The organism is Flavobacterium flavipallidum (assembly GCF_038289905.1).
Taxonomy (GTDB): Bacteria; Bacteroidota; Bacteroidia; order Flavobacteriales; family Flavobacteriaceae; genus Flavobacterium; species Flavobacterium flavipallidum.
In genome coordinates, this window is sequence record NZ_JBBYHU010000012.1 from 40,573 (window position 1) to 56,730 (window position 16,158).

The 16,158-nt window shown below is 33.9% G+C and carries 8 protein-coding genes; 5 read left to right on the top strand and 3 right to left on the bottom strand.

Features of this window, described 5'->3' with window-relative positions:
• Nucleotides 1-80: 80 nt before the first annotated feature.
• Together AAEO59_RS07900 and AAEO59_RS07905 are read right to left on the bottom strand one after the other, a co-directional pair.
• Nucleotides 81-755, bottom strand: coding sequence for a glycoside hydrolase family 78 protein (locus AAEO59_RS07900; protein ID WP_341700190.1), 675 nt, complete (start codon nt 753-755; stop codon nt 81-83).
• A 2-nt stretch (nt 756-757) separates the two neighbouring features.
• Nucleotides 758-5,275, bottom strand: a complete 4,518-nt coding sequence (locus AAEO59_RS07905; protein WP_341700191.1) for an RCC1 domain-containing protein — start codon at nt 5,273-5,275, stop codon at nt 758-760.
• A 322-nt stretch (nt 5,276-5,597) separates the two neighbouring features.
• On the opposite strand from AAEO59_RS07905, the gene AAEO59_RS07910 reads away from it, so the two are divergent.
• Both AAEO59_RS07910 and AAEO59_RS07915 read left to right on the top strand, forming a co-directional pair.
• Nucleotides 5,598-7,229 (top strand): S8 family peptidase, encoded by a 1,632-nt coding sequence (locus AAEO59_RS07910; protein ID WP_341700192.1) that lies wholly within the window; start codon nt 5,598-5,600, stop codon nt 7,227-7,229.
• Nucleotides 7,230-7,296: 67 nt separating this feature from the next.
• Nucleotides 7,297-9,171 carry a M1 family metallopeptidase gene (locus AAEO59_RS07915; protein ID WP_341700193.1) on the top strand — a complete coding sequence of 625 codons (1,875 nt, stop codon included), beginning with the start codon at nt 7,297-7,299 and terminating at the stop codon, nt 9,169-9,171.
• A 121-nt stretch (nt 9,172-9,292) separates the two neighbouring features.
• On the opposite strand, the gene AAEO59_RS07920 is transcribed toward AAEO59_RS07915, so the two are convergent.
• Complete coding sequence (locus tag AAEO59_RS07920; protein WP_341700194.1) at nt 9,293-9,667, bottom strand: hypothetical protein; 375 nt, start codon at nt 9,665-9,667, stop codon at nt 9,293-9,295.
• A gap of 206 nt (nt 9,668-9,873) precedes the next feature.
• Between AAEO59_RS07920 and AAEO59_RS07925 the strand changes: the two genes are divergently transcribed.
• The 3 genes from AAEO59_RS07925 (at nt 9,874) to AAEO59_RS07935 (ending at nt 16,151) form a co-directional block, all read left to right on the top strand.
• Nucleotides 9,874-10,527 carry a hypothetical protein gene (locus tag AAEO59_RS07925; protein WP_341700195.1) on the top strand — a complete coding sequence of 218 codons (654 nt, stop codon included), beginning with the start codon at nt 9,874-9,876 and terminating at the stop codon, nt 10,525-10,527.
• A complete protein-coding gene (gene mfd, locus AAEO59_RS07930) occupies nt 10,508-13,894 on the top strand; it encodes a transcription-repair coupling factor (RefSeq protein WP_341700196.1) in 3,387 nt (1,128 codons plus the stop codon). The genes AAEO59_RS07925 and mfd overlap by 20 nt, the downstream gene beginning before the upstream one ends.
• Before the next feature lie 172 nt (nt 13,895-14,066).
• Nucleotides 14,067-16,151, top strand: a complete 2,085-nt coding sequence (locus AAEO59_RS07935) for an ATP-binding protein (protein WP_341700197.1) — start codon at nt 14,067-14,069, stop codon at nt 16,149-16,151.
• Nucleotides 16,152-16,158: the final 7 nt, after the last annotated feature.

A 16,158-nucleotide genomic window follows, 5' to 3' on the forward strand; every position in this document is an offset into this window, starting at 1 on the left:
TATTTGTGCCAAAAAACAACCCATTTTGAATTTTCCAAAATGGGTTGTTTTTTTATGAAATCTATAGTTTTAAAGAATGCTCAGTTGGTTTTGAATTTCCAAATTTGACCTGTTGTTTCTCCTCCTTTATTGTCTTTAACGACTACTTTCCAATAATATTCTTTCGCGGAATTTAAGTTTACATCAAAGGTAGTGGTAGTGAGATTTTCAGCTACTTTTTGTGTGGGAGTAGTTGTAATTCCAAAATAGACATCATAAACAAGAACATCAGTTGCATCAACATCAGTTGCTGTCCAACTCAATTTTGTAGTAGCAGTATTTAAAACTGAATTGGAAGCGGGAAACACTAATTCAGGTAAAAATGGCAAGTGATTAGTAACCGCTTCGCCAGCAGTATAGAATTTATAGGTAGTCGAAAAACTACTTAAAGAATTTTGACTGTCAGTAGCTTTTATTCTCCAGTAGTAAGCTGTGTTTTTTTCGAGTTGGATGGTTTGTAAATCGGAAACTGTAGTAACGGTTTTTACAATTTGAGCAAATTGATTGTCTTTGGCAATTTGAATTTGGTAGCTGGTTGTACTGTTTGTTTCAGTGGCAAAGTCCCATTCAAAATCAACAGCATTATCAAGACATAATTCATTATTTGCCGGAGCTACTAAGGTGGGTGCAATTGGAGCGGTTTGGTTGGTTTCATCTCCACCACTGCAAGAAATTGACAGAATACCTATGATGTTGTAAAATATAAATTTCTTCATTTTTATTTTTTTATGATTTTTAAGTATTTCGGTGTTTTCAAATATATTTTTACATAGTAAATGCCTACAGGTTGATTTTCAATGTTGAATTTGATTTGACCATTTGTTACACTTTTTGTTTCCGAAGAAATAATTTTGGAATCGGTGGTATATAAATCAACATTGATATTTTTAAGTGAAACAGGAACTTCAATGGTAAATTCTCCTTTGGTTGGGTTTGGGTGTGCTACAATTGAGGCTTGGGCATCTGCAATTTCTTTCAGATAAATTCCCTCACAGGCTTTAGCTGTTTTTACTTCTAAGAAATCACCATCGGCCACTGCAACCGAAAAAGTATCCGAACTCGTTTCAAATTGTTCTTTACCATTAACAAAAACAGTGTAAGGAGCTGTTCCTTCCGTTATTTCTACCGAGGCTAATCGCGAAGAAACAGTTGATTTTCCTGTAATTGTTGCTGCTTTAGGAATCGTTACGGAGAAATTTTGTTCAAAATATTGTCCCGGAATTGTAATTCGGATGGTGTAAGTTGCCGGAGCCAAATTAGCAACTGTCAAAGAATTATTAGTCAAAGTATAATCGGTTCCGTTGATATTGGCAACATAATTATAATTGGCTTTAGCGGTAATATTGATAGCTCCGTTATTTTCATTCAAACAAGTTTCTCCTTTGGATTCAATGGTGAAGTTGTTTGATGCTAAAGTAAGTGGAGCATTGCAGTCTTCAGCATATTGAGTTTTTGAATCTTTACCAGTTGACCAATTGGTGTCAGCATATAAAACATTGTCTACTTGGATGCAATATAATGAAGCATTGTTTTTAAAATTGATTGTAACTAAATTGGTGTTGAAACCATTTTTTAGATTTAAACTTTGTAAATCGTTGTTAGAACAATTGATAAAAGTGAGAAGCTTATTTTTAGACAAGTCAAGACTTACAATCTGATTGTTTGAACAACTTAGTTTTTTTAATTGCAAATTATTAGTCAAGTCTAATTTTACAAATCCGGTAATTGTATTGTTTTTTGCAGTGATTGTTTTATTTGTAACAACAGTAGGGCCGTCAATATAAAGTTCTTCAAGTAGGGTGTTTTTTGAAACATCTAATGCACTTAATGGATTGTTTGAGCAGTCTAAATATTTCAAAAGTGTATTGTTGGTTAAGTTTAGAGAAGTTATGGAGTTTCCGCTACAGATTAACTTTTCTAAATTCACAAAGTATTCAATACCTGATAAATCACTGATTCCTGAATTGGAAAGATCAAGAATGGTTGTGTTTAAAATTGTAGCAGATAAAACGGAGCCGTTTTTTCCATCTTTATCAATTCCTAATGCAATTAATTTATCCTCAAATTCACTGCTTATTAAAATGTTTTTAGGAGGACAATTTTCAGAATAAGTTGTTGTTGCGTCTTTTATATTCGACCAGTTTTGATCAGAATAGGCTTTATTGTCTACTTGAATACAACTTAAATTTGGGTTGTTTTTAAATGATGAAGCTAAGTTAGCGAGATCAAATTTTTGATTATTTCCGTTTTTTAAATTAAGACTTTCTAATTGATTATTTGAACAATCAACACGTATTAAATTAGTGTTTTTGGAAACATCTAAAATAGTGAGTTGATTTGAATCACATTTTAAATTGCTTAATGAAATGTTTTTAGTAAGATCTAAATTTTTTAATTGGTTTGAACTACAAAGTAAACTGCTTAAAGTAACATTTTCTGAAAGATTTAGATTAGTCAATGTATTTGAGTAGCAAGTTAAACTACCCAGATTTATATTTTTCGAAAGATCTAAATTACTTAGTTTATTGTGAGCACAATTTAAAGTTCTTAAAGCAATATTTTTAGACAGATCTAAGCTACTTAAGTTGTTAAACATACAGAATAAATTTTTTAAAGCTGAGAAGTTTTCAATTCCGGTTAAATTAGAAATAGCAGCACTGGAAACATCTAAATTTTCTACAGAAGAAATACTATCAGTTAAAACTTTGCCATCAGGTGTTCCGGAATCAATGCCTAGAGCAATTAATTTTTTTTCAAAATTGATGTCAGGGATTCTCGTAAAAAGTTGGTCATAACTATTATATAAATCGGATATTTCCTGACTACTTAATACTCGATTCCATATGCCGATATCATCAATAGAGCCTTCAAAATAATTATTATTGGACTGTGTTTTTCCAATTCTTAAAGATGGAGAGATGATTTGTTTAGCTGCATTTAGAATACCTCCCAGTTTATATTGATTGTTTATATAGAGTGCGAAAGTATTAGTGTCATAATTAAAAGTAACGGCTAAAAATGTCCAGTTGTTTGTGAAATAGTTTTCTGTAGATTGATAGTTTTCTGAACCGAATTTCGCATTAAGATATCCTTTTAAGTAAAAGCTGATTTTCAACCAATCGTTAAAAGCGATTTGTCCAAAATTTAAAAAAGAAAAATCATATTCTTTTGATAATTGTGGAGTTCCAATTTTGAACCAGCCTGTAACGGTGTATGATTTTATTTCTTTGGGATAATTAGAAATATTTGATTCAATAGAACTGTTAGTTCCATTAAATGAATATGCAGCGTTATTATTGTTAAATCTGTCAGTTGATAAAGTTACATTTGTCGTAATACTTTTAAATTTGTAACTACTTTCATCGTTTGCATTACCATTAAAAGGATAATAGGCAATTAAGTCGTTTGTAGGAACGTAGGAAGGAATTTGTTCACTTGGCAAATTGACAGTTATTGCAACAGCTGTTCTAGCACTCTCGCACCCATTAATAGTTTGTGAGGCATAATATTGAGCAGTTTCAAGTAAGGTTGATGTTGCTAAAGAATTTACATCAGTTAAGTTTTTGTACCATTTAATGTTATCGCCATTGATTTGTATATCGGCAATTGTTGCATTAATGTAGAAACTTTGGGGATTTACAGTTGGTGGAGGGGTAATGTTTTTAATTTCAGGACCGTAATTTACAATCATACAAGCATTATTATCAATTAGTTCTATGTAATATTTTCCTGCCGGTAAGTTTGAAAATTTATTAGAAGTTTGATAGCCGGAAGTATATCCAGGTGAAATATTGTAATCAGTATATATTCTGTATTGGTATGGGCCAGATCCTCCTGTTGCAGTAATTGTCATGCTTCCTGTATTACTGTTGTTGCAGGTATTTGTTATGCTTGTTGTTAGAGAAAGTTGTCCAGTTTCAGTAATTGTAAAATATTTAGTTACTGATAAAGAATCTGCATCTTTTATCGTGCAGGAATAATCACCTGATTTAAGATTTGTAATGGTGTTTGTTTTTGCTCCGTTTGACCAAAGGTAAGAATAAGGTGTAGTTCCACCAGTAACAGAGGTTATTGACGCTTTACCTAGTCCTGTACAAGCTTCGTTAGTTTGGCTTGTCGTTACTGTAAGTGATTCTGGGCAAGCTATGGCTGTTGGTACTTTTTTATTAGTATTTGTAGCATCACCCAATTTACCTGTATTGTTAGATCCCCATGCAAATAAAGTATTGTCTGTTTTTATTGCTAATGTAAAGCTGTTTCCTGCGGTTGCAATTTTACATTTAGTCATGGTGTCTATAGGTGTAAATACATTCTTATCGATGTTAGTGTTGTCACCTAATTCTCCATAATAGTTTTGACCGCAAGTCCATAAAGTGCCGTCTGTTTTTATTGCAACTGTATGATAGTCACCTGCAGCAATCGTTTGCCAGTTATTGGTACTACCTATTTGAGTAGGTGTATTTTTATTTGTATTGGTGCTGATACCTAATTGTCCATAATAATTAGCTCCCCAGCCCCATAAAGTGCCGTCCGTTTTTATTGCAACTGTATGATTTTTTGTAGATATTGTTTTCCAATTATTATTCGTGCCTATTTGTGTTGGCTTATATCTATCGGTGAAGGTGTCGTCACCTAGTTGACCTGCGGAATTGATTCCCCAAGCCCATAAGGTACCATCAGTTTTTATAGCTATCGTATGATATTTTCCTGCAGATATTGTTTTCCAATTATTAGCTGTGCCTATTTGAATTGGAATTGTTTTGTTAAGTTTAGTTCCGTCACCTAATTGACCATAAGTATTATCTCCCCAAGCCCACAAGGTTCCATCAGTTTTTATCGCTACAGTGTGATAACCTCCTGCGCTAACACTTTCCCAATTTGAATCCGTACCAATTTGTGTTGGAATTGTTTTATCTATTGAAGAACTGACTTCAAATTCTCTATATCCAAAGTCTCCCCAAGCCCATAAGGTGCCATCATTTTTTATAGCAGCAGTATGAAAGTCACCTGCAACTACTATTTGCCAATTATTTGTTGTGTTAATCTGTGTAGGTTTGTTTTTAGTTACAGTAGTTCCATCACCGAGTTGTCCATTAAAATTACTTCCCCATGCCCATATGGTATTATCTGATTTTAAAGCAACACTATGATTTACTCCTGCAGAAATTGTTTTCCAGCATTGTGCTTTTATATGTAAGTTTGAAAAAATGATAAGTAAAAGTAAAATTCTTCTCATATTTAAAAATTGGGGTCTAGTTGTAATTTATTCAGAGTGTAATTTTTTTATTACACAAAATTACAACAAATATTGCTATTGTGAATTTTTTCTTAAGAAAATAATTTTAGAATTATCAGGATTGGAAAGTTATTCATGATATTTATTTTCAAGTTGGGTTTCTGAAAGTTGGTTGTTTTTGCTACAGTATTATTATTAGCATGTTGTTCAGGATAAATCATTTTTTTGAGAATTCATAATTTAATGTTAACTGGAAGTTATTTGATTAACAAAAAAGCATACTTTTGTCATATTTGTAAAACATATAATAAAATTACAAGCAATGAATATAATCAAGATTAGTGGCTTTTCGCTTATTTCTGCCTTGGTATTGGCGGGATGTGGTGCGCAAAAAAAACTGCCTAATTACAGTGCGTTTTCTGCAATAACTGCCCCAGTAGGTGTTACTAAGAAAAAAGATTTAACAGAGTCGCAATTGAAACGTTGGAGTCATTTAGATATTCTAAAGGATACAGTTCCAGGAATGAGCGTTGATAGAGCTTACGCCGAATTGTTGAAAGACAGAAAATCAAATAAAGTGATTGTTGGGATTGTAGATTCAGGAGTTGATATCGAACACGAAGATTTAAAACCTGTTGTTTGGACTAATAAAAAAGAGATTCCTGCTAACGGAATTGATGATGACAAAAACGGTTTCGTTGATGATATTCATGGGTGGAATTTTCTTGGTGATATCGTTAAAGAACATTTGGAATACGAAAGAATTCTAAAAGACAAGAGTTTAGTTGATGAAGCGACTTATCAGGAAGCTAAAAAAATCTACGATAAAAAAATAATAGATGCTCAAAGTCAACAAAATTATTATTCGAAATTAATTGCTAATCTTAATAAAGCAGATAATGTTGTTAAAAAGCAGTTAGGTAAAGAAGTTTATTCAGTAGAAGAAATTAAAGCATTAGAATCTAAAGACACTTTGGTTCAAAAAAGCAAAACGCTTTTAGAAAGAATGTTTTCATATGGAATGCCTATCGCCGATTTGAAAGGAGAAATTCAAAAACAAATCGATGCTCAAAACGAATTGTTGAATGAAAAGGAAAGTCTTAATATTGATTACAGAAAAGTTCTGGGTGATAAACCAAATGATATTACCGATACTAAGTATGGAAACAGTAATGTAATAGGACCTGATAAAGAAGAAGCGCTTCATGGAACTCACGTTGCTGGTATTGTAGCTCAAACCAGAGGTAACGATTTTGGAGGCGATGGTATTGCCAGTAATAATGTTGAAATTTTAACTGTTCGTGCCGTTCCTGATGGCGACGAGTACGACAAAGATATCGCATTAGCTATCCGTTATGCTGTAGATAATGGTGCTAAAGTAATCAACGGAAGTTTTGGTAAAAGTTTTTCTCCTCATAAAAACTGGGTTTTTGATGCTATTAAATATGCAGCAAAAAAAGATGTTTTAATCGTGCATGCGGCAGGAAACGATGCAAAAAATATTGATTATTATGATAATTTCCCTAATGATTCCGAGGATAAAAAAACGGAATTTTCAGACAATCTAATTACGATTGGGGCTTTGAATTTCGAAAACAATAAAAATATCGTAGCACGTTTCTCCAATATTGGAAAAATCAATGTAGATGTTTTTGCTCCAGGAGTACAAATTTATGCTACTACTCCAAATAATACTTATAAATACCTACAAGGAACATCTATGGCTGCGCCAAATGTTGCTGGAGTAGCCGCTTTAATTAGATCGTATTATCCAAAATTAACGGCTTCTCAGGTGAAACATATTTTGATGGAATCGGGTGTTGCCATTGATATGAATGTAGTTGTGGGAGGCAATCCAAATGATGTTCGTCCGTTTAAGGAATTATCTAAAACAGGAAAAATTGTTAATGCTTACAATGCTATTTTAATGGCAAATGAAATGTCTAAAAAATAATACTATATTTATAGCATTCAAATGGAAGGATGATGAGTCCTTCCATTTTTTATTTATAAACAAACCTATGAGAAAAATTATACTTCTTGCATTGCTGTTTTTAAATGCAATCTTTGTAACTGCCCAAAACACTTCTTACTGGCAACAAGCTGTTGACTATAAGATGGAAGTAAATATGGATACAGAACATTTTCAATATAAAGGAAAACAGGAATTAGTCTATACCAATAATTCCCCCGATACATTAAGGAAAGTGTATTATCATTTGTATCCAAACGCTTTTCAGCCGGGAAGCGAAATGGCCGAAAGAGCCGATCATATTGCTGATGCCGATGGTCGAATGGTCAAAAAAATCAAAGACGGAGATAAAGAAATCAAAGAAAATCGCATTCAAAAACTAAATACTAAAGAGATTGGCTATTTGAAAATTGCTAATTTCAAGCAAAATGGAGTTGCTGCCACTACAAAAACTATTGGAACTATTCTGGAAGTCGTTTTGGCTAAGCCAATTTTACCTCATTCAAAAACTACTTTTACTTTAGATTTTGACGGACAGGTTCCGTTGCAAATTCGTCGTTCGGGTAGAAATAATGCCGAAGGAATTGCACTCTCCATGACGCAATGGTATCCTAAAATAGCCGAATTTGATTTTGAAGGTTGGCATGCTGATCCTTACATTGCCAGAGAATTTCATGGCGTTTGGGGAAATTTTGATGTAAAAATCACTATTGATAAAGATTATGTTGTAGGAGGTTCTGGTTATTTACAAAAACCAAACAAAATAGGTCATGGTTATCAGGATGCCGGTGTTCAGATAAAATATCCAAAAGGAACTAAAAAACTCACCTGGCATTTCATTGCGCCTAAAGTACACGATTTTACCTGGGCTGCTGACAAGGAATATTTGCACGATGTAGTCAAAGGACCTAATAATGTCGATTTACATTTCTTATATAAAAACAATCCTAAAATTATAGATAACTGGAAAAAATTGCAGCCGTTAATGGTTAAGGTGATGGATTTTTACAATAAAACTATCGGCGATTATCCATACAAACAATATTCCTTTATTCAGGGAGGCGACGGCGGAATGGAATATGCGATGTGTACTTTGATTTTAGGAAATGGGACTTTGGAAGGTGTTTTTGGAACGGCCACGCATGAATTAGGGCATAATTGGTTCCAACATGTTTTAGCTTCTAATGAATCCAAACATCCCTGGATGGACGAAGGTTTTACGACCTATGTAGAAGATATGGCAGTGAATACAATCACGGGAAAAAATGCCGCAAACCCATTTGAAGGAAATTATAAAGCCTATTATTCTTTGGTGAATTCGGGTAAAGAACAACCGCAAACTACACACGGTGACCGTTATGATTTTAACCGTTCTTATAGTATTGCGTCTTATGTTAAAGGAAGTATTTTCCTTTCTCAATTGGGTTATATAATTGGTCAGGACAAATTAGCCGAAACCATAAAAAGATATTATCAGGATTTCAAATTCAAACATCCTACGCCCAATGATATTAAGCGCACGGCCGAGCGTGTTTCGGGAGCAGAACTGGATTGGTATTTAACCGATTGGACACAAACGACAAACACTATTGATTACGGAATTAGTGCTGTTACTGAAAATGGAGCAAATACGCTAGTGAGTTTAGAACGAATGGGTCGCATGCCGATGCCGATTGACTTACAAGTTGAATATACTGATGGAACTGTAGAAAGTTTCTATATTCCGTTGCGAATGATGTATTTTGAAAAAGAAAATCCGAATCCATCAATCAAAAGAACAGTCTTGAATGATTGGCCTTGGGCAAATCCAAAATACGAATTGACGATTTCAAAACCTAAAAGCGCTATCAAAAAAATTACCATAGACCCAAGCGGTTTAATGGCCGATGTAAAACAACAAAATAATACTTATGAGGTGAAGTAATTTTTATTTCTTCCTTTATGCTAGAAACCCGACAGTTTTTTGAAAACTGTCGGGTTTGTTTTTTGTGGGCACAGGCAAATGCCTGTGCTAACGAATCGCACATATTTGAGTGGTCGGTAGATTAAAAAGTGCAAAACTGTTGGATTATAAGCATAATTAATAAAGGGGAGAAAAAGAAAAATACAATTAATAGTTCACCTAATATTTTTTCTCGTTTAGTTTCATTTATCCATTTGTCTCTATATGTGAAATATTTTCCTTTATATCTTTTCTTGGTTGAAAAAAAAATTAATAAACCAATAAAAATTAATAGAAATTTATCGTATGGATGAGTTCGTTTAAAACTCAAAATATCGAGTAAAAAACTATATAAAGGTATGCAATAAAGAAAAATAATAAAGGAAATGGTTAAGATAGCTGTAAAAGCTTCTATCCCATCTCTTTTAAAATGCTTTTTTGCTGTTCTGAAATATGTATAATCAAATATGTTTTTCATCCTAATTTTGTAGTTTTAATTTGCTATTATAGTTCGATTACGCAGTTTTATCGCATCATAATCGTTAGGCTTTTGACTGTGCCCGCAAGAATTTTCAAAACAAATCTAATCAAAAAGTTCTTACATTCTTCCGTTGTTATTCTTTACTTAAAGAAGTGTACGAAATAGCTTTTACTTTGTAACTTTGCGGTTCAATGAAAATAACAATGAGTAACAAACTAGTATATATTTTTAGTCTGCTGATTTTGATGGCTTCCTGTAATCAGGAAAACAATCAAAAACGATTGGCGGAAAATGCCAAAGACGCTAAAAAGAAAAAAATCATTTTTGAAAATATTCAAAAAGGCTGGGATTTTTACGATGAGCCTATCAATGAGGCTACTGAAGAAAGTATAAAAACCTGGAATGAATTGCGTTTATTCATGCAGGAATTACATCAAAAACCAAAGAAAACCATCGGGGCTTTTCAACAAAAATCAGATGCTATTGCTAAAAAAGTAATGGTATTAAATACAAGTATTCCGGAACTGTTCAATAAACCACAAATCAAAAGCCGTATTCAGGTTTTGATTACTAAGGTGCGGTTGATGGATATGTACATTCATTTAGATAATATTCCTGATAAAAAAGTAGTAGAATTAGTGGGCGAAATCAATAAAGAATTGGCCACTTTGCAGCGTCAAATGGATATTTTGACCGAGAAAAGTAAGATACCGGTTGAGGAAGGTGAAGACGAAATGAGACGCATGTTACTGGATACGGCAAGAGCGATTCCTAACGGACCCATGATGCCAAATCCGTCTATGCTTCCAGCGAGTACAAGAGCAGTTATTAACCCTAATGATGCCCGAGTTGAGTAAAGCTGCCTTATATACCATCTACGAAACTTCGCCAAAAACGAAGCAAATTGTAGCTGCCTTACAACAAAAAAATCAAGCCAAATTACATTTGAGCGGTTTGCTGGGTTCGGCAGTTTCTTTTGTTATACGTTCGGTTTTTAAAAACGCAGAACTTCCTTTTTTATTGATTTTGAATGATAAGGAAGAAGCGGCTTATTACCTGAACGATTTAGAACAAATGATAGGTGAGGAAGATGTATTGTTTTATCCGGGTTCTTTTCGTCGTCCGTACCAAATTGAAGAAACCGATAATGCAAATGTGTTATTGCGTGCTGAGGTTTTAAACCGAATTAATTCGCGCAAAAAACCGGCGGTAATTGTGAGTTATCCCGAAGCCCTTTTTGAAAAAGTGGTTACCCGCAGGGATTTGGATAAAAATACGTTGAAAGTAACCGTTGGAGATAAAATTTCGATTGATTTTATCAACGAAGTTTTATTCGAATACGAATTCAAAAGAGTTGATTTTATTACCGAACCGGGAGAGTTTTCGGTTCGAGGGGGAATTGTCGATGTTTTTTCATTTTCCAATGACAATCCGTACCGAATAGAGTTTTTTGGTAACGAAGTGGATAGTATCCGAACTTTTGATGTGGCGACCCAATTGTCGATTGAGCAACAAAAGAAAATTACGATTATCCCCAATGTAGAAAATAAATTGTTTCAGGAAAATCGAGAAAGTTTTCTGGATTATATCTCTGAACAAACGGTTATTTGTATTCAAAATACCGAAAATTTATTGGCGCAATTGGACAAACAATTTGCCCGTGCCGAAGAAGCATTTGAGAAATTATCCAAAGAGATTAAACATGCCACTCCGGAACAATTGTTTTTGGATCAAAAGGCATTTATAAAACGTGCATTGGATTTTTCAATTGTGGAATTGAACTCAAAAGCGATTTTTAAAACCACCAAGAAATTTGAATTTCACATTCAGCCACAGCCATCGTTCAACAAGCAATTTGATTTGTTGTTGAATAATTTGAGCGAAAATCATTTTAACGGTTTTAAAAATTATTTGTTTTGTTCGAATGAGTCGCAGTCCAAACGTTTTCATGATATATTTGAAACATTGGATGAGGCCAATTCTGAGAATATCCGAAAGCAATACAACACCATTGTTTTGCCTTTGTATCAGGGATTTGTGGACGAAGAAAATCAAATTTGTTGTTATACCGATCATCAGATTTTTGAGCGTTACCATAAATTCAACATCAAAAATGGCTATTCGAAGAAACAGAATATTACTTTAAAAGAACTGACTTCGCTTTCTGTGGGCGATTATGTGACGCATATTGACCACGGAATTGGGAAATTTGGCGGTTTGCAAAAAATTCAGGTCGAAGGCAAAACGCAGGAAACCATTAAGCTGGTTTATGCCGATAATGATATTGTGTATGTGAGTATTCATTCGCTGCATAAAATTTCCAAATACAACGGCAAAGACGGAACGCCACCCAAAATATATAAATTAGGTTCGAATGCCTGGAAAGCTTTAAAGCAAAAAACCAAAGCGAGAGTCAAAAATATTGCTTTCAATTTGATTCAGTTGTATGCCAAAAGACGTTTGGAAAAAGGCTATCAATATGCGCCCGACAGTTATTTGCAAAACGAATTAGAAAGTTCGTTTATTTATGAAGATACTCCGGACCAAATCAAATCGACTGCCGAAGTCAAAGCCGATATGGAAAGCGATCGCCCAATGGATCGATTGGTGTGTGGTGACGTTGGTTTTGGAAAAACCGAGGTAGCTATTCGTGCGGCTTTCAAAGCGGTGGACAATAGCAAACAAGTGGCGGTTTTGGTGCCTACTACCATTTTGGCGTACCAGCATTACCGTACTTTTTCAGAACGATTAAAAGACATGCCGGTTAAAATTGGTTATCTGAACCGTTTTAGAACTGCCAAACAAAAGGCAGAAACCCTAAAAGATTTGGCCGAAGGAAAACTGGATATTGTGATTGGTACCCATCAATTGGTCAACAAAAATGTAGTCTTTAAAGACTTAGGTTTGCTAATTGTGGATGAGGAGCAAAAGTTTGGTGTTAATGTAAAAGATAAACTCAAAACGATTGCTGCCAATGTGGATACGCTGACTTTGACAGCTACGCCAATTCCGAGAACGTTACAGTTTTCGTTAATGGCGGCACGTGATTTATCGGTAATTACAACGCCTCCGCCCAACCGTTATCCTATTGAAACCAATGTGGTAGGTTTTAACGAAGAGGTGATTCGTGATGCGATTTCCTATGAAATTCAACGTAACGGACAGGTATATTTTATCAATAATCGCATTGAAAATATCAAGGAAGTAGCCGGAATGATTCAGCGTTTAGTGCCAAATGCCAAAGTGGGAATTGGTCACGGACAAATGGATGGGAAAAAGCTTGAAGAGCTGATGCTGGCCTTTATGAATGGCGAATTTGATGTTTTGGTCGCTACAACTATTATCGAAAGTGGTTTGGACGTGCCTAATGCCAATACGATTTTTATCAATAATGCCAATAATTTCGGTCTGTCTGATTTGCATCAAATGCGCGGACGTGTCGGTCGAAGTAATAAGAAAGCTTTCTGTTATTTCATCTGTCCGCCTTACTCGTCAATGACCGAAGAAGCCAGAAAACGTATTCAGGCTTTGGAGCAATTTAGTGAACTCGGCAGTGGATTTAATATTGCGATGAAGGATTTGGAGATTCGTGGTGCCGGAGATTTATTAGGTGGTGAACAAAGTGGTTTTATCAACGAAATAGGTTTTGATACCTACCAAAAAATCATGAACGAGGCCATCGAAGAATTGAAAGAAAACGAATTCAAAGATTTGTATCCTGTAGAGAATGATATTGAAACCAAGGAATACGTAAAAGATTTACAAATTGATACCGATTTTGAGTTGTTGTTTTCGGATGAATATATCAATAATATCTCGGAGCGAATGAATTTGTATAACGAATTGGCTACGATTAAAAATGAGGAAGAATTACAAGTTTTCCAAAACAAACTAATTGACCGTTTTGGTCCGTTACCTCCAAGAGCGAATGCTTTAATGAACAGCATCCGAATCAAGTGGGTAGCGACACATGTGGGGATTGAAAAACTAGTGATGAAACAAGGCAAGATGATTGGTTATTTTGTGTCCGACCAGCAATCGGATTTTTACCAGTCGAATCGTTTTCATAAAGTCTTGCAGTTTGTTCAAAAACATCCTTCACTATGTAAAATGAAAGAAAAACAAACCCCTAACGGTTTGCGTTTGTTGTTGACTTTTGACAATGTAAAATCGACAAGAAGAGCTTTGGAAATGATGGAGCTATTGGGTGGAAAAGAAGTCTAAAACGTTGTTTTCCTAACTTTTTGTTTGGTTTTTGTATTAAAAATTTGGAGGTTTTTTTAGTTGAGAAATAATTTCAATGTAGTTTGACGAATAATTTGAATTTAAGGAGTATTGCTTTGTTTTTTTTATAAATTTAGCTTTTGTAATACAAAATGTTTAGTTACTACGAAATATGACATTAAAAAAAACGTCCCCAAAAATCCTTTTTTTAATTGTTTCTTCCAGTATAGTTTTTTTGATGCTTTATGGTGTCTTGTTGTATTATATCGATAAGACGGAGAGAGCCGCTTATCATAATTCAGTTGAATTATTCGAAAGTAAAATCAATGAATTATTACTATTAGAGTCAAAGCCTATACTTACGGCTTTAAAAAATGATACTAACTGGGATGAGTTTGTTGATTTTATTGCTACAAGAAATCAAACTTGGTATGATGAGACTATTAGCAATGAATTAGAAATTTATGGTGCAGATTACTTAGGTGTTTATGATAAAAATAAAAATTTTATAACCCGAACACCCACTCCGGTTATTAAGACGATTGATTTTATTCCGAAACGGGCTATGGCGGTTTTGGATAAAAAAAGAGTTGCAAAATTCTATTTAAAAATTCCTGAAGGGGTTGTTGAAGTGACAGGAGCAACGATTCATCCATCCGATGATCCTTTAAAAGTTAAAACGAAACCTTTTGGTTACTTTTTTGCAGTTCGCTTAATCAATCAAAAATTTATAAAGAACTTAGAGAAGATTACAACTTCCAAAATTACTTTTTTAAAGAGCGACGAAAATAAAGCTGAGCAAAGACATATCGTTAGTACCGTTTATTCTTTAGAAAATTCCAGAGGTAAACTCATAGGTAAATTACTTTTTGAAAGAAAGTTTGATGTGTATTTCGAGAATACTATTCGAATTCTATATATCATCATTGCCGTTTTTATAGTGTATTTGGTAGTTAGTATTTATTACACACAAAAATTAGTTTATCGCCCGTTGTATCTGGTACGTAGGGCGCTTCAAAGGGGGAGTTTGAGTGCGATAGCCGAGTTGAAAAAAACCTCTGGAGAGTTTAGTTACATAGGTAAATTATTTGAAGAAAATAACAATCAAAAAATTGCGTTGATTAAAGCCAAAATCAAGGCAGAGGAAGGGGATTTGTTAAAAGCATCTTTCTTGGCTAATTTATCACATGAGATTAGAACGCCAATGAATGCTATCAATGGTTTTACGGAACTTATTCTGAATACCGAACTTAACGATGCTGAGCGCATTGAGTATCTAAATGTGATTCAAAAAAATGGACAAAATCTGGTCTCTATCATTGATGATTTGATTGAAATGTCTAAGATTGACGCTAATCAGGTTGCGCCAAATTTTACCGAAATAAATCTGGAATCCTGTATCGAGGAGTTGTATGAAACGATTAAGGTTACGATACCTAAAAAGAAACGATTAAAGTTTAAATTACATAAGAGTAAAATTCCTGCTGCTTATAATATTATAACCGATGAAATAAAACTCAAGCAGGTTATCATCAATTTATTGACCAATGCAATAAAATATACCGAAGAAGGAATGGTGAATTTTAAGTATGATATTGATGAAGAAAATAATTGTATTCATTTTACCATACAAGACACAGGATCAGGAATTGATGAAGAGCATCACAAGCATGTTTTTGACCGATTTAAGCGTGTAGAAAATGATCAATCCATTGCGGTTGGTGGATTAGGATTAGGACTGTCTATTTCTAAAGCTTACATAGAAATTTTGGGAGGAACAATTAGTTTGGATTCTAAAGTTGGCGAAGGATCAACTTTTTATTTTTCAGTGCCTTTGAAATATGCTAAAAAAGAGGCTATTGTTGTTAAACCAATTCGAGAAAATGAAATTGTAAAATCAGACAATAAAGTCATTTTGATAGCTGAAGACGATAACATCAATTTTTTATTGTTCCAAAAAATGATGAAAGACAAAGGCTTTGAAATTATTAGAGCGGTAAATGGATTGGAGGCGGTAGATATTTGTGTCAATAATTCTAATATTGATTTGGTTTTAATGGACATCAAAATGCCGGTTATGAACGGTTTTGAAGCAATTGAACGCATTAGGCCTTTACGCCCGCATTTACATATTATTGCGCAAACGGCTTATTCGTCTTCGGAAGATAAAGCTAAAATTGAAAAAGCCGGATTTGATGATTATATCACCAAGCCTTTGAACAGGGAGCGTTTATTTGAGTTGATTAATAAATATTAAAGCTGTC